Genomic DNA, 21,321 nt, shown 5'->3' with positions numbered 1-21,321 from the left:
TCGTCGCTTGCGGGCCCCACCGATGCTGCACGCGGCGTGCAATCGCGCTCAACCCCGCGGCCGCCGCCGGCCCGTACAGTGCACGCCATGGACACGCCGACCCTGCCCCTTTCCGTCACCCGCCCGCGCAGCGTCGAGCGCCTGGTGGCCGGCACGCCGACCCGCGACGGCGCCGGCGTCAGGCTCACGCGCGTGCTGACGCAAGACCTGCAGCGCCGGCTCGACCCGTTCCTGATGCTCGACGCGTTCGGCACCGACAACCCCGACGACTACATCGCGGGCTTCCCCGACCACCCGCACCGCGGCTTCGAGACCGTGACGTACATGCTGGAAGGCCGCATGCGCCACCGCGACAGCGCCGGCCACGAAGGCCTGCTCGGCCCCGGCGGCGTGCAGTGGATGACGGCCGGGCGCGGCGTGATCCACAGCGAGCTGCCCGAGCAGGAGGAGGGCCGCATGGAAGGCTTCCAGCTGTGGCTGAACCTGCACTCGAAGGACAAGATGCGCCCGGCGTGGTACCGCGACATCCCGTCGGCCGAGATCCCCGAGGTGACGACGGTCGACGGCGTCACGGTGCGCGTGATCGCGGGCGCGAGCCACGGGGTGGCCGGTGCGATGCAGCGCGAGACGACCGAGCCGCTGTACCTCGACCTGCACCTGCCGGGCGGCGCGCCGTTCGCGCAGCCGCTGCCGGCGGCGCACAACGCGTTCGTCTACGTGTACCGCGGCAGCGTCGCGATCGAAGGCACCGCGGTGCCGGTGCAGCGCATGGCGATCCTCGCGAACACGCCCGGCAGCGACGGCGTCGTGCTCGCCGCGGGCCCCGACGGGGCGCGCGCGCTGCTGATCGCCGGGCGGCCGCTCAACGAGCCGATCGCGCAGTACGGCCCGTTCGTGATGAACACGCACGACGAGATCTTCCAGGCCGTGCGCGACTTCCAGGCCGGCCGGCTCGCCTGACGGGCGCGCGGCAGGCGCGCCTCTGGCCCGGCTTCGGGCGTACAGTGCCCGTGAGCGTCGATCCAGGAGGTGCGCGATGTCGTCCGGCAAGATCCTCGTCGCCCAGGGCGGCGGCCCGACCGCCGTCATCAACCAGTCGCTCGTCGGCGTCGTGCTCGAGGCGCGGCGGCACCACGGCGTCACGCGCGTCTACGGTGCGCGCCACGGCGTGCGCGGCATCGTCGACGAGGACTTCGTCGACCTGACGCAGGAGACGAGCCACAACCTCGAGCTGGTCGCGAACACGCCCGCGTCGGCGCTCGGCTCGACGCGCGACAAGCCCGACCTGCAGTACTGCCAGCAGATTTTCGAGGTGCTGCGCGCGCACGAGATCGCGCACTTCTTCTACATCGGCGGCAACGACAGCGCCGACACGGTGCGCATCGTCGCCGACGAGGCGCGCGCGGCCCGCTACCCGCTGCGCAGCATCCACATCCCGAAGACGATCGACAACGACCTCGTCGGCAACGACCACACGCCGGGCTTCCCGAGCGCGGCGCGCTTCGTCGCGCAGGCGTTTGCCGGCGCGAACCTCGACAACGCCGCGCTGCCGGGCGTCTACGTCGGCGTCGTGATGGGGCGGCACGCCGGCTTCCTGACTGCCGCCTCCGCCTTGGGCAAGAAGTTCGACGACGACGGCCCGCACCTGATCTACGTGCCCGAGCGCGCGTTCGCGCTCGAGCGCTTCCTCGCCGACGTCAAGGCGACGTACGACCGCCTCGGGCGCTGCGTGATCGCGGTCAGCGAAGGCATCCACGACGGGTCGGGCACGCCGATCGCGGCACGGCTCGCGAAGGACCTCGAACACGACGCGCACGGCAACGTGCAGCTGTCGGGCAGCGGCGCGCTCGCCGACCTGCTGTGCGAGGAGATCAGGACGAAGCTGAAGATCAAGCGCGTGCGCGGCGACACCTTCGGCTACCTGCAGCGCAGCTTCGTCGGCTGCGTCAGCGACGTCGACCAGCGCGAGGCGCGCGAAGTCGGCGAGAAGGCGGTGCAGTACGCGCTGTGGGGCGACCGCGACGGCAGCGTGGCGATCGAGCGCACCGGGTTCTATTCGGTCGACTACAAGCTTCAGCCGCTCGAGATGGTGGCCGGCAAGACGCGCACGATGGACGATGCCTTCATCGCCGCCAGCGGCACCGACGTCACCGACGCGTTTCGCCTGTACCTGCGCCCGCTGCTCGGCTCGGGCATGCCCGACGCGTTCCGCCTGCGCCCGGCGCCGGTGCCGAAGGTGCTGGGTCGGGGGCGGTGAGCGCGCCCGCGCCGCCGCTGCCCCCGCCGGTGGCGGGCGAGCTTGTCGAGGTCGGAACCGCGGCGACGGGGCGCGTCGCGGCCTGGGTCGCCGGCCCCGCCGGCACGCGCGCGCTGCTGCTCGTGCACAGCGTCAACGCGGCGGCTTCGGCGGCCGAGGTGCGCCCGCTGTTCGAGCACTACGCGCGCACGCGCCGCGTCTGGGCGCCCGACCTGCCGGGCTTCGGCGCCTCCGAGCGCAGCGACCGCGCCTACACGCCGCGGCTGATGACCGATGCACTGCTCGCGACGCTCGAGGCGATGCAGCGCGAAACCGCAGACGTGCCCGACGTACTCGCGGTGTCGCTGGGCTGCGAGTTCGCCGCGCGCGCCGCCGTCGAGCGCCCGGGCACGCTGCGCAGCCTCGCGCTCGTGAGCCCGACCGGCTTTCGCGGCACGCGCGCGTTTCGCGGCGCGCCGGGCAGCACTCGCAGCGTGCCGTTGCTGTACCGCACGCTGCGCGGCCCCGGCTGGGGTGGGGTGCTGTTCCGCCAGCTGACGCGCCCGGGAGTGATCCGCTACTTCCTCGAGCGCACCTGGGGTGCAAAGGCGATCGACGAGGACCTGTGGCGCTTCGACGTGCTGACGACGCGCCAGCCCGGCGCCGAGTTCGCGCCGCTGCACTTCCTCGCCGGCCACCTGTTCAGCGCCGACGTGACGACGCTGTACGAGTCGCTCGCGCTGCCGGTGTGGATGAGCCACGGCGTGCGCGGCGACTTCACCGACTACCGCGGCAAGCGCGTCGTCGAAGCGCGTGCGAACTGGCACTTCACGGTGTTTCCGACCGGCGCGCTGCCGTACTTCGAGCGGTGCGACGAGTTCGTCGCCGCGTACGACGCGTTCCTTGGCGGGCTGGCTTGCTGAACCCGCGCCGCGGTCTCGGGCCGCGGCCTCGGCGCGACGTCGGGGCAGCGATCTTGCCCGCCCGCTCATGCGCACCGCGGCGGCGCCGCTACAGCCAGCCCTTGCGCTTGAAGTACCAGAACGGCGTCGCGACGCTCAGCGCCATCAGCACCAGCGAGAACGGGTAGCCGAAGCGCCAGCTCAGCTCGGGCATGTGCTCGAAGTTCATGCCGTAGACGCTGGCGATCAGCGTCGGCGGCAGCAGCGCGACCGACGCGACCGAGAAGATCTTGATGATGCGGCTCTGGTTCAGGTTGATGAAGCCGACCGTCGCGTCCATCAGGAAGTTGATCTTGTCGAACAGGAACACCGTGTGGCTGTCGAGCGAGTCGATGTCGCGCAGGATCTGGCGCGCGTCCTCGAACTGCTCGGCGTTGAGCATGCGGCTGCGCATCAGGAAGCTCAGCGCACGGCGCGTGTCCATCACGTTGCGGCGGATGCGCCCGTTGAGGTCCTCCTCGCGGGCGATCGCCGCCAGCGCCTCGGCGGCCACCGCGTCGGTGACGTTGGCGTTCTGCCCCAGCACGCTGGCGCTGACCTTCTCGAGGCTGTCGTAGACGCCCTCGAGCACGTCGGCCGAGTATTCCGCGTCGGTGTCGTAGAGCTTGAGCAGCACGTCCTTCGCGTCTTCGATCAGCGCCGGCGTGCGCCGCGCGCGCAGGCGCAGCAGGCGGAACACCGGCAGGTCCTCGGCGTGCACCGAGAACAGCACGTTGTCGCGCAGGATGAAGGCCACGCGCACGTTGCGCGCCGTCTTGCCGCCCGGCTCGTCGTCGTTCTCGATCAGGAAGTCGGAGCGGATGTGCACCTCGCCGTTGTCTTCCTCGTAGAAGCGCGCCGATTCCTCGATGTCCTCGTCGGCGACGTCCTCGGGAATCACGAGACCGAAGCGCCCGGCGATCCAGCCCTTTTCCTCGGCGGTCGGCGACTCGAGGTCGACCCACACCGGCCGCAGGTCGGCCAGCGCGGCGGCGCTGTCGATTTCTTGCTGGACCAAACGCCCGTTGGCCAGCGTGAAGACGTTGAGCATGGCGATCTCCGGCGCCACGCAGGGCCGCGAAGGGGTCCGGCTGCGGGCGGGGTGACGAGTGGAAACCGTCTCACCCCGCAGCCCCGGGCGGTCGTGTCGGGCCGAGCCCGCCGCCAGCGGCCGATCCGGAGTGGACGGTCACCGAGGGTGACTCTGATCCAACGTGCGGTCTCCGAGAAACAGCCGCCGATTATGGCATCGGCGATCGCGGCGAAGGCGGCTGTCATCGGCTTGTCACGCGGGACCTTCGGCGGCACACTGACCCGGGCGGGCCCGCTCGGCGCGAGGCGCCCGGCGGTGTGTCCCGCCCCACCCGAAAGGAGCGACCTCATGAATCTGACGATCAGCGGACACCACCTCGAAGTGACACCGGCCCTGCGCGAGTACGTCGTCACCAAGCTCGACCGCGTGACCCGCCATTTCGACCAGGTGGTCGACGTCAACGTACTGCTGACCGTCGAGAAGCTCAAGGAGAAGGAGCGCCGCCAGAAGGCCGAGGTGACGGTGCACGTCAAGGGTCGCGACATCTTCGTCGAGCACTCGCACGAAGACTTGTATGCCGCGATCGACCAGCTGATGGACAAGCTCGACCGCCAGATCGTGCGCCACAAGGACAAGACGCAGGATCACCATCACGTGCCGGCGAAGCGTCTGGACGCAAACCTTTGAGCCGAAGTGGGCGCGCGCCTGCGGCGGGCGGCGGCCCGGGGGCTTGTTGCGGCGCAGCATCCGTGCAACACCTGACGAATGGCGCCTTGACGTCGGTGGCACCGGCCGGCGGCGGTGCCTAGAATGCAACGCTCTGTCACACCGGCCGGGTCTGCGCCGCCCAGCGGCCGCCAACCGGCGCCCCCGACATGAACCGTCTCGCCGCCATCCTGCCCGCCAGCAACGTGCTGGTGAACGTGGACGCCACCAGCAAGAAGCGCGTGTTCGAGCAGGCGGGCCTGCTGTTCGAGAACCAGCACGCGATCGCCCGCGCGACCGTGACCGACAACCTGTTCGCGCGCGAACGCCTCGGCTCCACCGGGCTCGGTCACGGCGTGGCGATCCCGCACGGGCGCATCAAGGGGCTGAAGAACCCGCTGGCCGCGGTGCTGCGGGTGCAGCACCCGATTCCGTTCGACGCGCCGGACGACGAGCCGGTCACGCTGCTGATCTTCCTGCTCGTGCCCGAGGCCGCGACGCAGCGCCACCTCGAGATCCTGTCCGAGATCGCCGAGATGCTCAGCGACCGCGAGCTGCGCGAACGGCTGAAGACGGAGCCCGAGGCCGAGACGCTGCACCGGCTGATCTCGAACTGGGAGCCGCTCAAATCGGTGGCCTGATGCCGCGCGGCGCGATGCCGCTTTGCGCATGAAGCCGACCACGCTCAGCGCGGAGGCGCTGTTCGAGGAGCACCGCGCGACGCTGCGCTGGGAGTGGATCGCCGGCCACGCCCGCCCCGACCGCCGCTTCGACGAGGCGGCGATCCGCGAAGCCGGCTCGGCCGCCGATCTGATCGGCTACCTGAATTACATCCACCCGTACCGGGTGCAGATCGTCGGCCGGCGCGAGGTCGCGTACCTGAACGACGCCGCGCCCGAGGTGCAGGAACGACGCATCGCGCGCATCGTCACGCTCGAGCCACCGGTGCTGATCGTCGCCGACGCGCAGGTGCCGCCCGACCGGCTGGTTGCGCTGTGCGACCGCGCCGACATCCCGCTGTTCGTCACGCACGAACCCGCGGGGCACGTGATCGACGTGCTGCGCGCCTCGCTGTCGCAGCGCTTCGCCGAGCGCACGACGCGCCACGGCGTGTTCATGGACATCCTCGGGCTGGGCGTGCTGCTGACCGGCGAATCGGGCCTGGGCAAGAGCGAGCTCGGGCTGGAGCTGATCTCGCGCGGCCACGGCCTGGTGGCCGACGACGCCGTCGACCTGTACCGCGTCTCGCAGACCGCGATCGACGGCCGCTGCCCCGAGCTGCTGATGAACCTGCTCGAGGTGCGCGGCATCGGCCTGCTCGACATCAAAGCCATCTTCGGCGAGACCGCGGTGCGGCGCAAGATGCGGCTGAAGCTGATCGTGCACCTCGTGCGCAAGGAGACGCTCGAGCGCGACTTCGAGCGCCTGCCCTACGAGCCAATGTACGAGGATGTGCTCGGCGTGCCGGTGCGCAAGGTCGTCATCGCGGTCGACGCCGGGCGCAACCTCGCGGTGCTCGTCGAGGCCGCGGTGCGCAACACGGTGCTGCAGCTGCGCGGTATCGACACCTACCAGGAGTTCATCGCACGCCACCAGCGCGCAATGGAGCAAGGCGGCACCGACTGAGTGCGGCTACTTCGGCCGGTGCGGGCACGCGGCCTTGGTGCACTCGGCGTACAGCGCCAGCGTGTGCTCGCGCAGCGCGAAGCCGCGCGTCTCGGCGACCGCGCGCTGGCGCGCCTCGATCTCGGCGTCGAAGAACTCCTCGACGCGCCCGCAGGTCAGGCACACGAGGTGGTCGTGGTGCTGGCCTTCGTTGAGTTCGAACACCGATTTGCCGCTTTCGAAGTGGCTGCGCGTCAGCAGCCCGGCCTGCTCGAACTGCATCAGCACGCGGTACACGGTGGCCAGCCCGATGTCGGAGCCGTCGGCCAGCAGCGCCTTGAACACGTCTTCGGCGGTCATGTGGCGCTGGCTGCTGCGCTGGAAGACCTCGAGGATCTTGATGCGCGGCAGCGTGGCCTTCAGGCCGCTGCTCTTGAGTTCTTCGACGTGGGTCATCGCACGGGGTCGGGGCGGTCCGGCGCTGCGCGCCGCTAGAATTTCTGATCATAACGACGCGCCTTGACCTTGCCGAGCGCGCGCCTTCCGATGAGCCTCCCTGCCCCCTCTTTGCTGTCGCCGCTCGCGCGCGCACTGCTGCTGAGCACTGCCGTGACGCTGGGGGCGTGCTCGACGAGCGCCCCGCAGGACCGCCTGTTCGGCCTCGTCACGCCGTACCGCATGGAGATCGTGCAGGGCAACGTCGTCACGCGCGAGCAGGTCGAGCGGCTGCGCCCGGGCATGACGCGCGAGCAGGTCGCCGCCGTGCTCGGCTCGCCGCTGCTGGCCAGCGTGTTCCACGCCGACCGCTGGGACTACGTGTTCACGATCCGCCGCCAGGGCGCCGAGCCGCAGCGGCGCAGCATCGTCGTCTGGTTCAAGGGCGACCGCTTCGAGCGCGCCGAGGTGCCCGAGCTGCCGAGCGAACGCGAGTTCGTCGCGACGATCAGCAACGTGCGGCCGGCGCCGGTGCCGCGGCTGCAGCTCAGCGACGAAGAGATCGCAAAGCTGCCGGCGACGACGCGGCCCGCGGCCGCGACCGGCACCGAGCCGCAGGGGCCGGCGCGCAGCTACCCGCCGCTGGAGCCGCGATGACACCGCCGGTGCTGCGCGTGGCCATCGCCGGCGCCTCGGGGCGCATGGGCCGCATGCTCGTCGAGGCGGTGCTGCAGTCGGCCGACTGCACGCTCGCCGGTGTGTTCGACCGCGCCGGCAGCGCCGTCGTCGGCCAGGACGCCGGCGCCTTCCTCGGCCGCACGACGGGCGTCGTCGTCACCGACGACGTGCGCGCCGCGCTGGCCGGCGCCGACGTCATGATCGACTTCACGCGCCCCGAAGGCACGCTCGCGCACCTGGCGCTGTGCCGCGAGCTCGGCGTCAAGGCGGTGATCGGCACCACCGGCTTCACCGACGCACAGAAGGCGCAGATCGCCGAGGCGGCGCGCGACGTCGCGATCGTGATGGCGCCCAACATGAGCGTCGGCGTCAACGTCGTGCTCAAGCTGCTCGACACCGCCGCGCGTGCGCTCGCCGAGGGCTACGACATCGAGATCATCGAGGCGCACCACCGTCACAAGGTCGATGCACCCAGCGGCACCGCGCTGGCGATGGGCGAGGTCGTCGCGCGCGCGCTCGGCCGCGACCTCAAGGCCTGCGCGGTCTACGGGCGCGAAGGCGTCACCGGCGAGCGCGACCCGTCGACGATCGGCTTCGCGACGATCCGCGGCGGCGACATCGTCGGCGACCACACCGTGCTGTTCGCCGGCACCGGCGAGCGCATCGAGATCACGCACAAGAGCGCGAGCCGCGCCACCTACGCGCAGGGCAGCCTGCGCGCGGCGCGCTTCCTCGCCGACAAGCCGAGCGGCCTGTACGGCATGGACGCCGTGCTCGGGCTGGCCTGAGTTCCGCCGCGCGCATGGCCGGTTTCGCCCCGTTCTGGGACCAGAGCGACGCCGTCGGCCGCGCCGTTGCGCTGCTGCTGCTCGCGATGTCGGTCGCGACGTGGATGCTGATCTTCTGGAAGGGCTGGGTGCTGCGCCGCGTGCGGCACGATCTCGCGCGCGGTGTGGCCGCGTTCTGGGCCGCACCGAGCGTCGAGGCGGCACGCGAGCGGCTGGCCGCGATCGACCGCGAACAGGTGCTGCTGCCGCTGGTCGATGCCGCGCAGCAGGCGCCGGCCGGCGGCTCGCTCGAGACGCGCGCGCACCTGGACTCGCAGCTCACGCGACGGCTGCGCGGCGCTCTGCACCGCGCAGTGGCGCACCTGCAGTACGGGCAGGTCGTGCTCGCGTCGGTCGGTGCCACCGCGCCGTTCGTCGGGCTGTTCGGCACCGTCTGGGGCATCTACCACGCGCTGCTGGCGATCGCCGCGGCCGGCGCGGTGACGATCGACAAGGTCGCGGGGCCGGTCGGCGAGGCGCTCGTGATGACTGCCGCCGGCCTCGCGGTCGCGATCCCGGCGGTGCTCGCCTACAACGTCTACGGCAAGTGGGTCGCGGCCAGCGAGGCCGAGCTCGAGGGTTTCGCGCACGACCTGCGCGAGATGACGATCGACGCGGCGCAAGGGCGATGAGGCCTCCCGCCTGCGACGCCGTCGCTGCGCCGCCGCCCGAGGCGGGGGCGGGGCACGGCCCGGTGCCGGGCGCCGTCGTGAGCGCGACATGAGCTTCGGCCGCCTGGGCCGCGAGACGAGCGGCCGCCCGATGAGCGACATCAACATGACGCCGCTGATCGACGTCATGCTCGTGCTGCTCGTGATCTTCATCATCACGGCGCCGCTGATCGCGCCGGCGCTGCGGCTGGACCTGCCGCAGGCCGAGGGCGGCGTCGCCGACGTCCCCGAGTTCGTCAGCGTCGCGATCGACCGCGACGGCACGCTGTTCCTCGGCGACGCCGCGATCGACGCCGAGCAGCTCGCCGCGCGGCTCGCCGAGACCGCGCGACGCAACCCGCGCACCGAGGTGCAGCTGCGCGCCGACCGCGCGGTGCCCTACGGCCGCGTGGCCGAGCTGATCGACCTCGTGCAGCGCGCAGGGCTGAGCCGCGTGGGCTTCGTCACCGAGGCACCGGCCGCGCGCTGAGCGCGCGCCGGCGACCGCGCCCGGCGCAGGGCGCTCCCTACAATCCCGCGCATGAACGAGAAATACGTCCCCGCCGAGGTCGAAGCCGCGGCGCAGCGCCACTGGGCCGAGCGCGATGCGTACCGCGTGCGCGAAGACGCCGGCAAGCCGAAGTACTACGCCTGCTCGATGCTGCCGTACCCCAGCGGCAAGCTGCACATGGGGCACGTGCGCAACTACACGATCAACGACATGCTCGCGCGCCAGCTGCGCATGCGCGGCTACAACGTGCTGATGCCGATGGGCTGGGACGCCTTCGGCCTGCCGGCCGAGAACGCGGCGATGAAGAACAAGGTGCCGCCGGCCGAGTGGACGTACTCGAACATCGCGCACATGAAGGGCCAGATGCAGGCGATGGGGCTGGCCATCGACTGGTCGCGCGAGGTCACGACGTGCAGGCCCGACTACTACAAGTGGAACCAGTGGCTGTTCCTGAAGATGCTCGACAAGGGCATCGCCGAGCGGCGCACGCAGGTCGTCAACTGGGACCCGGTCGACCAGACCGTGCTCGCCAACGAGCAGGTCATCGACGGGCGCGGCTGGCGCTCGGGTGCACCGGTCGAGAAGCGCGAGATCCCCGGCTACTACCTGAAGATCACCGACTACGCCGAGGAACTGCTCGCCGCCGTCGCCGACCCGGCCGACAAGAACTTCCTCGCCGGCTGGCCCGAGCGCGTGCGGCTGATGCAGGAGCACTGGATCGGCAAGAGCGAGGGCGTGCGCTTCGCGTTCCTGCACGACATCCGCGGCGACGACGGGCAGCCGATCGGCGGCGGGCGGCTGTACGTGTTCACGACGCGCGCCGACACGATCATGGGCGTCACGTTCTGCGCGGTGGCGCCCGAGCACCCGCTGGCCGCGCACGCGGCCCAGACCGACCCGGCGCTCGCCGCGTTCATCGACGAGTGCAAGAAGGGCGGCACGACCGAGGCCGAGCTGGCGACGAAAGACAAGGCCGGCCTGCCGACCGGGCTCACGGTGACGCACCCGCTGACCGGCGAGGCGGTGCCGCTGTGGGTCGGCAACTACGTGCTGATGGGCTACGGCGACGGCGCCGTGATGGGCGTGCCGGCGCACGACGAGCGCGACTTCGCGTTCGCGAAGAAGTACGGCCTGCCGATCAAGCAGGTCATCGCTGTCGAGGGGCAGACGTTCTCGACCGACGCCTGGGCCGAGTGGTATGCCGACAAGGCACGCGGGCGCTGCGTCCACTCGGGGGTGCTCGACGGGCTCGACCACAAGGCCGCCGTCGACAAGGTTGCCGCGCTGCTCGCCGCCAAGGGGCTGGGCGAGAAGAAGGTCACCTGGCGCCTGCGCGACTGGGGCATCAGCCGCCAGCGCTACTGGGGCACGCCGATCCCGATCATCCACTGCGACGCCTGCGGCGTCGTGCCGGTGCCCGAGAAGGACCTGCCCGTCGTGCTGCCCGAGGACCTGATCCCCGACGGCAGCGGCAACCCGCTGGCCCGGTGCGCGTCGTTCCTGAACGTCGCGTGCCCGACCTGCGGCCAGCCCGCGCGGCGCGAGACCGACACGATGGACACCTTCGTCGACTCGTCGTGGTACTTCATGCGCTACTGCGACCCGACGAACGAGCACGCGATGGTCGGCGAGGGCACGCGCCACTGGATGCCGATGGACCAGTACATCGGCGGCATCGAGCACGCGATCCTGCACCTGCTGTACGCGCGCTTCTGGACCAAGGTCATGCGCGACCTCGGCCTCGTGCAGATCGACGAGCCGTTCACGCGCCTGCTCACGCAGGGCATGGTGCTCAACCACATCTACTCGCGCCGCGGCGACAAGGGCGGCATCGAGTACTTCTGGCCGCACGAGGTCGAGAACGTCTACGACGACGCCGGCAAGATCGTCGGCGCACGCCTCAAGAGCGACGGCTCGCCGGTCGACTACGAGGGCGTGGGCACGATGTCGAAGTCGAAGAACAACGGCGTCGACCCGCAGGAGCTGATCGACCGCTACGGCGCCGACACCGCGCGCCTGTTCGTGATGTTCGCGAGCCCCCCCGAGCAGACGCTCGAGTGGAACGACGCCGGCGTCGAGGGCGCGCACCGTTTCCTGAAGCGGCTGTGGGCGTTCGGCGTGCGCCACGCGGCGGCGATCCGGCGCGCGGCCGCGGGCGACTTCAGCGCCGCGGCGCTGCGCGCCGAGGCCAAGGCGCTGCGGCGCGAGGTGCACCTCGTGCTGCGCCAGGTCAGCTACGACTACGAGCGGCTGCAGTACAACACCGTCGTCTCGGGCTGCATGAAGCTGCTCAACGCGCTCGAGGGCTTCGCGCCCGACGGCAGCGACGGCGACACCGCCGTGCTGTGCGAGGCCACGTCGGTGCTGCTGCGCGCGCTGTACCCGGCGTGCCCGCACGTCACGCACGCGCTGTGGGTCGAGCTCGGCTACGCTGCGCGCCTCGGCGACCTGATCGACGCGCCGTGGCCGCAGGTCGACGACGCGGCGCTGACGCTCGACGAGGTCGAGCTCGTGCTGCAGGTCAACGGCAAGCACCGCGGCGCGATCCGCGTGCCGGCGCAGGCCGACCGCGCCGCGATCGAGGCCGCCGCGGTCGCGAGCCCCGAGTTCGCGCGCTTCGCCGAGGGGCGTGCGCCGAAGAAGGTCGTCGTCGTGCCGGGCCGGCTCGTCAACGTCGTCGTCTGAGGCATGCCGACGCGGCGCGACGGTCTGCACGCCTTCGCGGCCATGGCGGCGTCGGCGGCGCTGCCCGGCTGCGGCTTCGAGCTGCGCCGCGCGCCGGCACTGCCGTTTCGGCGCATGGCGCTGGTCGGCTTCTCCGACCGCACGACGACCGCCGACGAACTGCGCCGCGCGCTGCCCGACGACGTCACCGTCGTCGACGACCCGCGCGACGCCGACGTCGTGCTCGAGGCGCTGGCCGACCAGCGCCGGCGCAGCGTCGCGGCGAGCACCGCGGCCGGCCAGGTGCGCGAAGTCACGCTGGTGTCGACGCTGACCTACCGGCTGAGCACACGCGGCGGCAAGCCGCTGCTGCCGCCGGCGACGGTCGAGCTGCGCCGCGACATGAGCTACAGCGAGACGCTCGCGCTCGGCAAGGCCGACGAAGAGCAGACGCTGTGGCGCGCGATGGAAGCCGACATCGCGATGCAGGTGCTGCGCCGGCTGGCGGCCACGCCGCCGCTGTGACCGCGAGCGCCCGGATGCAACTGCGCCCCGAGCAGCTCGCTGCGCACCTGCGCGACGCGCGCGGCCTGAAGCCGCTGTACACGGTGCACGGCGACGAGCCGCTGCTCGCGCAGGAGGCCGCCGATGCGATCCGCGCCGCTGCGCGCGCGGCCGGCTACGGCGAGCGGCAGGTGTTCACCGTCGGCGGCGCGCACTTCGACTGGAGCGCCGTGCTCGGCGCGGCGCAGGCGATGAGCCTGTTCGCCGAGCGGCGCCTGATCGAGATCCGCATCCCATCCGGCAAGCCGGGCAAGGAGGGATCGGAGGCGCTGCAGCGCTACTGCGACGCGCTGCCCGACGACGTGCTGACGCTGGTGCAGCTGCCGCGGCTGGACGGCCAGCAACTGAAGAGCGGCTGGTTCGCCGCGCTCGATGCCGCCGGCGTCACGGTGCGCGTCGACCCGGTCGAGCGGCGCGAGCTGCCGCGCTGGCTCGCGCAGCGGCTGGCCGCACAGGGCCAGCGCGTCGCCGACGGCGACGAGGGCGAGCGCACGCTCGCGTTCTTCGCCGACCGCGTCGAGGGCCACCTGCTCGCTGCGCAGCAGGAGCTGGGCAAGCTCGCGCTGCTGTACCCGCCGGGCGTGCTCGGCTTCGAACAGGTCGAGCGCGCGGTGCTCAACGTCGCGCGCTACGACGTCTTCAAGCTCGGCGACGCGGTGCTCGCCGGCCAGGTCGGCCGCGCGCTGCAGATGCTCGACGGCCTGCGCGCCGAGGGCGAGGCGCCGGTGCTCGTGCACTGGACGCTGGCGTCCGACCTGCTCGCGCTGCAGCAGGTCAAGCGCGCGCTCTCCGCCGGCCGCCCGCTGCCGGTCGCGCTGCGCGAGGCGCGCGTGTGGGGCCCCAAGGAGCGCCTGTTCGAGCGCGTGCTGCCGCAGCTCGGCGAGGCCACGCTCGCGCGCCTCGTCGACGCCGCGAGCGTGTGCGACGGCATCGTCAAGGGGCTGCGCCACCCGGGCTGGCCGCTCGACGCGTGGGACGCGCTGCGCCGGCTCGTGCTGCTGACGGTGCAGGCCTTGCGGCCGGCGGGCGCGCCGGCGCTGGCGCTCGACGCGTGAGCCGCCCGCCTCAGTAGCCGCGCGCGCGGTCGACCCAGCCCGGCAGCGCCTGTGGCGCACATCCGGCGCGCCACGCGGCGAGGTTGGCGGCGACGACGTCTGCGGCGCTGCGCTCGTCGGTCAGCGCGGCCGCGTGCGGCAGCAGCGTCACGCGCGGGTGCGTCCAGTACGGGTGCCCGGGCGGCAGCGGCTCGGTCGCGAACACGTCGAGCACGGCGTCGCGCAGGTGCCCGCTGTCGAGCGCGGCGAGCAGGTCGGCGTCGACGACGTGTGCGCCGCGCGCGACGTTGACGAGCCCGGCGCCCGGCGGCAGCGCGGCGAGGAAGCGCGCGTCGATCAGCCCGCGCGTGGCCGGCGTCAGCGGCAGCAGGTTGACGACGACGTCGCTCGTGCGCAGCAGCGGCTCGAGCGCGTCGCGGCCGGCTGCGCGCACGATGCCGTCGCCGGCCGCAGGGTGCGCATGCAGCGTCCACGCCTGCACGCGGTAGCCCAGCGGCACCAGCCGCCGCGCCGCGGCCAGACCCATCTGCCCGAGCCCGAGCAGCGTCACCGTGACCTCGTCGGCGCGGCGCTGCGCGTGCACCTGCCACTGACGCTCGCGCTGGCGGCGCGCATAGGCGAAGAAGCCGCGGTGCAGCGCGAGCACGGCCCACAGCACGGTCTGCGCCATCGCGTCGTTCATCGCCGGGTCGACCATGCGCACGAGCGGCACGCGCGCCGGCAGCGTCGCGTCGGCGAGCAGCCGGTCGACGCCGGCCCACAGCGAATGCACGAGTTTCAGGTTCGGCCACGCGGCGAGCGTGCCCGGCGCCGGGTTCGCGACGACGGCGGCCTCGATCGCCGCCGGGTCGAACGCGTCGTGCTCGTCCCACAGCCGCACGCCCGGGCACCTCGCGGCCAGCGCCGGCGCGAGTGCGGCGTGCCAGCGCCGCCGTTCGGCGGCGTCGAGATCACCGGCGAGCACGACGTCCATGCCGCGAGCCTAGCGCAGCGGCTACGGGTTGCTCGCGGCGAGCACTTCGGCGAGGTCGGTCAGCCCGGCGGCAATTGCACGGCCGGCGCGCGCGAGCCGATCCGCCACCGCGCGCCAGCCACAAACCGTGACAGTCGCGCGGGGTGCGGGGACCCTTGGATTCGGCGCGCGTGGCGCCATCTTGAGCCCATGGACCAGCCCACCGCCCACGTCGCCTGCGCCCGCTGCGGCGCGACCAACCGCATCCCCACCGCACGCCTGGCCGACGACCCGGTGTGCGGCAAGTGCGGCCACGCGCTGCTCGACGGCCACCCGGTCGAGCTCGACGACCGCAACTTCGACGCCTTCGTCAAGGCCACCGACCTGCCGGTGCTGGTCGACTTCTGGGCGCCGTGGTGCGGCCCGTGCCGGATGATGGCGCCGCAGTTCGAGCAGGCCGCACGCCAGCTCAAGGGGCGCGCCGTGCTCGTCAAGGTCAACAGCGACGAGGCGCAGCGCACCGCGGGGCGCTTCGGCATCCGCAGCATCCCGACGCTGGTCAAGCTGCAGGGCGGGCGCGAAGTCGCGCGCCAGTCGGGCGCGGTGCCCGCGTCGGCGATCGTCGCGCTGGCGCAGCGCTGATCAGCCGGCGCCGGCGGCGCGCCGGCGCGCGAACTCAACGTACCAGTCGACGCAGTCGGCGTTGGCCATCGCGTCGCGGTTCATCACCTTTGCCGGGTCGGCGCCGAGCAGCAGCTTCTTGACCGGCAGCTCCATCTTCTTGCCCGAGAGGGTCCGCGGGATCGCCTTGACCTGCACGATCTCGCTGGGCACGTGGCGCGGCGACAGCGCGGTCCGGATCTCGTCGCGGATGCGCTTTTCCAGCGCGGCGTCGAGCACGACGCCGTCGCGCAGCACGACGAACAGCGGCATGTAGCTCTCGCGGCCGAGGTACTCGAGGTCGACGACGAGGCTGTCGAGCACTTCGGGCAGCGCCTCGACCGCGCGGTACAGCTCGGCGGTGCCCATGCGGATGCCGTGGCGGTTGATCGTCGCGTCGCTGCGGCCGTAGATGATCGCGCCGCCGCGCGGCGTGATGCGGATCCAGTCGCCGTGCCGCCACACGCCGGGGTAGACGTCGAAGTAGCTGTCGTGCAACCGGGTACCGTCCGGGTCGTTCCACAGATACAGCGGCATCGACGGCATCGGCTTCGTGCACACCAGCTCGCCGACTTCGTCGACGAGCGCGCGTCCCTGCTCGTCCCAGGCCTCGACCGCGGCGCCGAGGCAGCGGCACTGCATCTCGCCCTCGACCACCGGCAGCGTGCGCAGCCCGGCGATGAAGGCGCCGGCGAAGTCGGTGCCGCCCGAGATCGACGTCAGCCAGATGCGCTCGCCGTCGACGCGCGGCAGCCGCTCCCAGATCCAGCGGTAGCCCTCGACCGCCAGCGGCGAGCCGGTCGAGCCCACGGCGCGCAGCCGCGAAAGGGCTGCCGCGTGCTGCGGCTTCACGTCGGCCTTCAGGCACGACGCATAGAACGCCGCACCGGCGCCGAAGAACGTCGCGCCGGCGAGGCCGGCGAAGCGCCACAGCGTCGTCCAGTCGGGCGCGCCGTGCGGACCGGCGGGGCTGCCGTCGAACAGGCAGATCGTCGTGCCGCCGAGCAGGCCGCCGACCTGGCAGTTCCACATGATCCAGCCGGTCGAGCTGTACCAGTGGAAGCGATCGCCGGTGTCGACGCTCGCGCCGACGTCGTTGTGCAGCACGCCGAGCTTGAGCGCCTCGAGCATCACGCCGCCGTGCCCGTGCACGATGGCCTTCGGCAGCCCCGTCGTGCCGCTCGAGTAGACGATCCACAGCGGGTGGTCGAACGGCAGCCACGCGGGCTCGAAAGCCACGTCGTCGGCCACGAGCGTGCCCCACTCGTGGGCACGGCGCCGCGCGCCGGCGAAGGCCTGCGCGTCGGTGCCGGCGTCGAGCCGCGGCCAGACGACGACGTCGGTGAGTGTCGGCAGTTCGGCGAGCAGCTGGTGCAGCAGCGGCCGGCGGTCGTGTGCGACGCCGCCGAACACGTAGCCGTCGCAGGCGATCAGCACTTTCGGCTCGATCTGCCGGAAGCGGTCGAGCACCGCCACCGGCCCCATGTCGGGCGAACAGACCGACCACACCGCGCCGACGCTCGCGCACGCGAGGAACGCGACGACCGTCTGCGGCGTGTTCGGCAGCACCGCGACGACGCGGTCGCCCGGCGCGACGCCCATCGCGCGCAGCCGCGCCGCCAGCGACGCGACCTGCCGGCGCAGCTCGGGCCACGACACCTCGCCGAGCTCGCCGCGCGCGAGCATCGCCTCGTCGGCGTGCACGATCGCCGGGTGGCCGGCGGCGTGCGCCGCGTCGGCGTGGCGCATCACCTGCTGCGCATAGTTGACCTGCACGCCGGGGAACCAGCGCGCGCCCGGCATGCGCGCGTCGGCGAGCACGGTGGTCACCGGCGTCGGCGAGCGCAGGTCGAAGTGGTCCCAGATCGAGCGCCAGAACGCGTCGAGGTCGCCCGTCGACCAGCGCCACAGCGCGTCGTAGCTGGCCTCGTCGCCGACCGTGAAGTCGAGCCCGCGCTGTGCGCGCAGCCAGCGCAGGTAGCCGAGGATGCGCGGCTCGGGGCTCATCGCGGACTCCCCGCCGCCGATGCCGTCGCGCGCGCGGGCAGCAGGCGGATGTCGCCGTACCACGCGAGCGCGTCGGACTTCGTGTTGTCGCTGTCGGTGAGCACGCCCACGCCGATCAGCCGCCCCGGCTCGGCGCCGAACGCGCGCCGGTAGTCGGCGACGTAGTCGCGCTCGAAGCGCTGCCAGCGACCCGCCGCGTCGGCGCCGCGGGCGACGACGACGGTCTTGACCTGCGCCGTCACCGCGTGCGGCACGACGCTGCCCTCGGGCAGCCGGTTGTCCCACGCGTAGACCAGCGTCGCGAACGGCACCGCCTGCCCGGTCAGCAGTGCGGCCTTGTCCATCAGCAGCCGCTCGCGCAGCGGCAGCGTCGCAGCGTCGCCGTCGAAGAACAGCAGCACGCGCGCCGGCGAGTCGTCGTGGTGGCGGTCGGCGAGGTTGGCCACCGGGTTGGGGTGTGCGAGCCGCCACTCCCATGCGACGACGGGGCGCTGCGCCGGATCGACGTCGAGCCGCTGCCTGAGCCCCGATGCCGCGCGCGTGGCCAGCGCCTGCAGCACGACGCGCTGCGACGCGGCATCGACAACGAATTCGTACTGCGTCGGCGTCTTGGCCGGGCCGATGATCCACGGCTGCCACGGCGACGCGCCGTCGCCACCGGGGCGCTGGGCCGAGAACGGCGTGACGTCGGCCAGCGGCGCGGGGCGGTCGACGCTGGCGCAGCCGGCCAGCGCCAACGCTGCGGCCAGCGCGGCGGCGGCCGCGAACGACGCGGGACGCGAGCGGGGTGTGGACATGGCGCGCGAGCTTAGCCGGCGTTCGTGACGGCCGCCTCGGGACGCACCCGCGGTGCGCACGTCAGCGCCCGCGCCGCCGTGCGCGCTCGGCCGGGTCGACGTCGACGTACTTCCAGAAGTCGCGCACGAACAGGTGGCGGTGGTAGCCGATCACCCACGGGTGCGCGAGGTCGGTGCCGATGCGGTGCACGTGGATCTTGTACGGCATGTAGGCCACGAGCAGCTTCTTCGCCTCGGTCATCAGCGCGAGCCGCTCGGGCCCGTCGGGCAGCGCGCGCTGGCGCTCGTACAGCGCGTTGAACGCGGGCAGGTCGAAGCGCGCGTGGTTGGCCTGGCCGCGGTTCGGCCCGTAGCCCAGCGCGAGGAAGGTGTCGCCGTCGGGCGCACCGGCGCTCCAGCCCACCCCCCACATCATCAGCTGCCCGGCGCGGCTGGCCTTGAGCTGCTCGGGCCACTTGGCGACCCTGAACTCGATGCGCACGCCGATCGCGTGCATGTGCTTGCGCCACAGCTCGGCCAGCGCGCGCGCGGTCTGGTCGGGGCTGGTGGCGTACTCGAGGACCAGCGGGCGGCCGTCGGGCTGGTCGCGCCAGCCGTCGCCGTCGCGGTCGACCCAGCCGTACAGGTCGAGCAGCGCCTTCGCGCGCGCGACGCTGTGCTCGCCCATCTCGGAGCGGAAGTCGGGGTCGTAGCCCCAGGTCTGCGGCGCGATGACCGACTGCGCCGGGATCGCCTGCCCGCGGCGCACGAGGCGGATCTCGCGCTCGACGTCGACCGCCAGCGCGATCGCGCGGCGCAGCGCGACCTGGTGCGGCGCATAGCCGCCCACCAGCGGGTGCTCCATCGCGAAGTAGGTCAGCGCGACGTCGGCGCGCGGGTAGCGCAGCATCGTGATGCCGCGCTGCGCGAGGTGTGGCGCGAGCCGGTTGTTCGGCAGCGCGACGTCGGCGAACTCGGGCGGCACGAGCTCCTGGATGTCCTGCTCGCCGCCGAGGAACGACAGCCAGCGCGGCTGCGCCTCCTCGATGATGGCGATCTCGACGCGGTCGACCATCGGCAGCCGGCGGCCCTTGAGCTGCGCGGCGATCGCGACCAGCCGCGCGTCGTCGGGCGGCGGGTGCTCGTCGTAGCGCACCTCGCGGTAGTTCGGGTTGCGCTCGAGCACGATCAGCGACGAGCGCCGCCACTGCGCGAGGCGAAACGGCCCGGTGCCCACCGGGTGCTCGCCGATGCGGTCGCCGTAGCGCTCGACGACCTCGCGCGCCAGCGCGCCGGTGAACGAGCCGTCGGTGAAGTGGTAGAGGAACCGTGGCTTGGGCTCGGCCAGGCGGATCTGGAACGTGTAGCGGTCCAGTGCGCGCAGCCCCTCGACCTCGCGGTCGTAGTCGAACGGCTGCTTCTTCTCGATCGCTTCGCGGCGCAGCTCGGACAGGCCGAGGATCTTGTCGTTCTCGAGCAGGTACAGGTTGCCGCTCTTCCAGCGCGGGTCGTAGTGGCGCTTGAGCGAGTAGACGTAGTCGTGCGCCGTCAGCTCGCGCGGCCGGCCGCCGAAGGCCGGGTCGTCGGCGAAGTGGATGCCGGGCCGCACGCGGAACGTGAAGGTGCGGAAGTCGTCCGAGACCTCGGGCATCGCGGCCAGCGTGTTCGGCCGCAGCCGCGCCGGGCTGGCGAGGAATTCGAACTCGAGCGGGGCGTCGAAGATGCCGGCGGCGACCGTGCGCGAGTACAGGTCGGTGATCTGCGCCGGGTCGAAACTCGTCTCGGCCACCGGAAACGCGTAGCGCAGCACCTTGGGCGCGGGCGCGCCGGCCTGCGCGAACGCGCACGCGACGGCCAGCGCCGAGGCCGCCGCCACCAGCCACCGCTTCGCCGCCCGTGCCGCCACTGCCCGTCCTGCCGTTCGCACTGCGCGTGCAGTCTAGCGGCGCGCCTACACTCGCGCGTCGTTCCCACCTGCCGCGACGCGCGACGCCGATGGCCGCCTACCTGATCCGCCGCCTGTGGCAGACGGTGCCGACGCTGGCCGGTGTCGTCGTGCTGGTGTTCGCGCTGTTCAAGGTCTTCGGCGGCGACCCGGCCGAGATCCTCGGCGGCCTGAACGCGAGCGAGGAGCAGGTCGCCGCGATCCGCGCGCAGCTCGGCCTGGACCGGCCGTGGTGGGTGCAGCTCGGCTTGTTCCTCAAGCAGGTCGCGACCTTCGACTGGGGCACGAGCTGGGCCACCCACGAGCCGGTGGCGCAGCTGTTCGCCACCCGGCTGCCGGCGACGCTGACGGTGATGCTGCCGATCCTCGTGCTCGACACGCTGCTGGCGATCCCGATCGCGCTCGGCGTCGCGGTGCTGCGCGGCTCGCTGACCGACCGCGCCGTGATGGTGGCCACCACCGTCGCGCTGTCGATCAGCTTCCTCGTCTACGTCATCGTCGGCCAGTACCTGTTCGGCTTTCGGCTCGGCTGGTTCCCGGTGCAGGGCTGGAGCGACAGCCTGTGGACCAACCTGACGGTCTACGCGCCGCTGCCGGTGCTGCTCGCGGTGGCCGTCGGGCTGGCGCCGCAGACGCGGCTGTACCGCAGCTTCTTCCTCGACGAGATCGGGCAGGACTACGTGCGCACCGCGCGCGCCAAGGGGCTGGCCGAGCGCACCGTGCTGCTCAAGCACGTGCTGCGCAACGCGCTGATCCCGATCCTGACCAATGTCGCGCTCGCGCTGCCGGGCATCTTCGTCGGCTCGTTCCTGATCGAGGTCTTCTTCTCGATCCCCGGCCTCGGGCGCGAGGTGCTGCTCGCGGTCAACCGCAGCGACTACCCGGTGATCCAGGCGGTGACGGTCTACGTCGCGGTGCTGACGATGGCGATCAACCTCGTCGCCGACCTGCTCTACAAGCTCGCCGACCCGCGGGTGGTGCTGAAGTGAGACACCCTGTGTCAACCCCCCGCTGTTTTGAGCAACATTTGAAGTCCGCCGTGTGCGCTGGGGTCGTAGGGTTTGCGGTCGATCCAGG

21 protein-coding genes are annotated in these 21,321 nt (G+C 72.3%); 15 read left to right on the top strand and 6 right to left on the bottom strand.

The annotated features are described in order from the left end of the window. The first annotated feature begins 87 nt into the window (after positions 1 to 87). The 3 genes from MOJ79_RS00105 (at position 88) to MOJ79_RS00095 (ending at position 3,159) form a co-directional block, all read left to right on the top strand. On the top strand, positions 88 to 960 hold the full coding sequence (locus tag MOJ79_RS00105; RefSeq protein ID WP_241922318.1) for a pirin family protein: 873 nt from the start codon (positions 88 to 90) through the stop codon (positions 958 to 960). A 76-nt stretch (positions 961 to 1,036) separates the two neighbouring features. Next, entirely contained in the window at positions 1,037 to 2,257 is a 1,221-nt protein-coding gene (locus MOJ79_RS00100) for a 6-phosphofructokinase (protein WP_241922317.1), read from the top strand. Positions 2,258 to 2,286: 29 nt separating this feature from the next. After that, a complete protein-coding gene (locus tag MOJ79_RS00095; protein ID WP_241922316.1) occupies positions 2,287 to 3,159 on the top strand; it encodes an alpha/beta fold hydrolase in 873 nt (290 codons plus the stop codon). Positions 3,160 to 3,247: 88 nt separating this feature from the next. Here MOJ79_RS00095 and corA read toward each other — a convergent pair whose 3' ends face one another. Beyond that, a complete protein-coding gene (gene corA, locus MOJ79_RS00090) occupies positions 3,248 to 4,228 on the bottom strand; it encodes a magnesium/cobalt transporter CorA (RefSeq protein WP_119354018.1) in 981 nt (326 codons plus the stop codon). Between the two features lie 330 nt (positions 4,229 to 4,558). Here corA and hpf point away from each other — a divergent pair, with 330 nt between their 5' ends. The 3 genes from hpf (at position 4,559) to hprK (ending at position 6,541) form a co-directional block, all read left to right on the top strand. Then, positions 4,559 to 4,897: a ribosome hibernation-promoting factor, HPF/YfiA family gene (gene hpf, locus MOJ79_RS00085; protein WP_119354012.1), complete on the top strand. Its 339-nt coding sequence runs from the start codon at positions 4,559 to 4,561 to the stop codon at positions 4,895 to 4,897. A gap of 188 nt (positions 4,898 to 5,085) precedes the next feature. Continuing rightward, positions 5,086 to 5,556 carry a PTS IIA-like nitrogen regulatory protein PtsN gene (gene ptsN, locus MOJ79_RS00080; protein WP_241922315.1) on the top strand — a complete coding sequence of 157 codons (471 nt, stop codon included), beginning with the start codon at positions 5,086 to 5,088 and terminating at the stop codon, positions 5,554 to 5,556. A gap of 28 nt (positions 5,557 to 5,584) precedes the next feature. After that, a complete protein-coding gene (gene hprK, locus MOJ79_RS00075; RefSeq protein WP_119354011.1) occupies positions 5,585 to 6,541 on the top strand; it encodes an HPr(Ser) kinase/phosphatase in 957 nt (318 codons plus the stop codon). Positions 6,542 to 6,547: 6 nt separating this feature from the next. Here hprK and fur read toward each other — a convergent pair whose 3' ends face one another. Next, the gene (fur, locus tag MOJ79_RS00070; RefSeq protein ID WP_119293146.1) at positions 6,548 to 6,976 is read right to left on the bottom strand and encodes a ferric iron uptake transcriptional regulator; all 429 of its coding nucleotides are present in this window, start codon (positions 6,974 to 6,976) and stop codon (positions 6,548 to 6,550) included. 90 nt (positions 6,977 to 7,066) lie between these two features. Here fur and MOJ79_RS00065 point away from each other — a divergent pair, with 90 nt between their 5' ends. The 7 genes from MOJ79_RS00065 to holA all read left to right on the top strand — a co-directional run bounded on the left by MOJ79_RS00065 (position 7,067) and on the right by holA (position 13,904). Then, the gene (locus MOJ79_RS00065) at positions 7,067 to 7,612 is read left to right on the top strand and encodes an outer membrane protein assembly factor BamE (protein WP_241922314.1); all 546 of its coding nucleotides are present in this window, start codon (positions 7,067 to 7,069) and stop codon (positions 7,610 to 7,612) included. Then, entirely contained in the window at positions 7,609 to 8,421 is an 813-nt protein-coding gene (gene dapB / locus MOJ79_RS00060) for a 4-hydroxy-tetrahydrodipicolinate reductase (RefSeq protein ID WP_241922313.1), read from the top strand. Before MOJ79_RS00065 ends, dapB begins: the two co-directional genes overlap by 4 nt. A 14-nt stretch (positions 8,422 to 8,435) precedes the next feature. Then, the gene (locus MOJ79_RS00055; RefSeq protein WP_241922312.1) at positions 8,436 to 9,092 is read left to right on the top strand and encodes a MotA/TolQ/ExbB proton channel family protein; all 657 of its coding nucleotides are present in this window, start codon (positions 8,436 to 8,438) and stop codon (positions 9,090 to 9,092) included. An 88-nt stretch (positions 9,093 to 9,180) separates the two neighbouring features. Beyond that, positions 9,181 to 9,600 (top strand): ExbD/TolR family protein, encoded by a 420-nt coding sequence (locus MOJ79_RS00050; protein ID WP_119354006.1) that lies wholly within the window; start codon positions 9,181 to 9,183, stop codon positions 9,598 to 9,600. Between the two features lie 51 nt (positions 9,601 to 9,651). After that, positions 9,652 to 12,306 carry a leucine--tRNA ligase gene (gene leuS, locus MOJ79_RS00045; RefSeq protein WP_241922311.1) on the top strand — a complete coding sequence of 885 codons (2,655 nt, stop codon included), beginning with the start codon at positions 9,652 to 9,654 and terminating at the stop codon, positions 12,304 to 12,306. 3 nt (positions 12,307 to 12,309) lie between these two features. Then, positions 12,310 to 12,810 (top strand): LPS-assembly lipoprotein LptE, encoded by a 501-nt coding sequence (locus MOJ79_RS00040; protein ID WP_241922310.1) that lies wholly within the window; start codon positions 12,310 to 12,312, stop codon positions 12,808 to 12,810. Positions 12,811 to 12,824: 14 nt separating this feature from the next. Next, positions 12,825 to 13,904, top strand: coding sequence for a DNA polymerase III subunit delta (gene holA, locus MOJ79_RS00035; RefSeq protein ID WP_241922309.1), 1,080 nt, complete (start codon positions 12,825 to 12,827; stop codon positions 13,902 to 13,904). A 10-nt stretch (positions 13,905 to 13,914) separates the two neighbouring features. Here the strand turns inward: holA and MOJ79_RS00030 are convergent, their stop codons facing one another. Next, on the bottom strand, positions 13,915 to 14,877 hold the full coding sequence (locus tag MOJ79_RS00030) for a 2-hydroxyacid dehydrogenase (protein ID WP_241922308.1): 963 nt from the start codon (positions 14,875 to 14,877) through the stop codon (positions 13,915 to 13,917). A 189-nt stretch (positions 14,878 to 15,066) separates the two neighbouring features. Here MOJ79_RS00030 and trxC point away from each other — a divergent pair, with 189 nt between their 5' ends. Beyond that, positions 15,067 to 15,498: a thioredoxin TrxC gene (gene trxC, locus MOJ79_RS00025; RefSeq protein ID WP_241922307.1), complete on the top strand. Its 432-nt coding sequence runs from the start codon at positions 15,067 to 15,069 to the stop codon at positions 15,496 to 15,498. Here trxC and MOJ79_RS00020 read toward each other — a convergent pair whose 3' ends face one another. The 3 genes from MOJ79_RS00020 to MOJ79_RS00010 all read right to left on the bottom strand — a co-directional run bounded on the left by MOJ79_RS00020 (position 15,499) and on the right by MOJ79_RS00010 (position 20,175). Then, a complete protein-coding gene (locus tag MOJ79_RS00020) occupies positions 15,499 to 17,523 on the bottom strand; it encodes an acetoacetate--CoA ligase (RefSeq protein WP_241922306.1) in 2,025 nt (674 codons plus the stop codon). Next, positions 17,520 to 18,320: a DUF3047 domain-containing protein gene (locus tag MOJ79_RS00015; protein ID WP_241922305.1), complete on the bottom strand. Its 801-nt coding sequence runs from the start codon at positions 18,318 to 18,320 to the stop codon at positions 17,520 to 17,522. Before MOJ79_RS00015 ends, MOJ79_RS00020 begins: the two co-directional genes overlap by 4 nt. Positions 18,321 to 18,381: 61 nt before the next feature. Further along, positions 18,382 to 20,175, bottom strand: coding sequence for an ABC transporter substrate-binding protein (locus MOJ79_RS00010; protein ID WP_241922304.1), 1,794 nt, complete (start codon positions 20,173 to 20,175; stop codon positions 18,382 to 18,384). A gap of 119 nt (positions 20,176 to 20,294) precedes the next feature. Here MOJ79_RS00010 and MOJ79_RS00005 point away from each other — a divergent pair, with 119 nt between their 5' ends. Further along, positions 20,295 to 21,233: an ABC transporter permease gene (locus tag MOJ79_RS00005; RefSeq protein WP_241922303.1), complete on the top strand. Its 939-nt coding sequence runs from the start codon at positions 20,295 to 20,297 to the stop codon at positions 21,231 to 21,233. The last annotated feature ends 88 nt before the right edge of the window (positions 21,234 to 21,321 follow it).

Source organism: Calidifontimicrobium sp. SYSU G02091 (assembly GCF_022631395.1).
Classification (GTDB): domain Bacteria; phylum Pseudomonadota; class Gammaproteobacteria; order Burkholderiales; family Burkholderiaceae_C; genus Calidifontimicrobium; species Calidifontimicrobium sediminis.
This window is presented reverse-complemented; position numbering and strand designations above follow the sequence as displayed.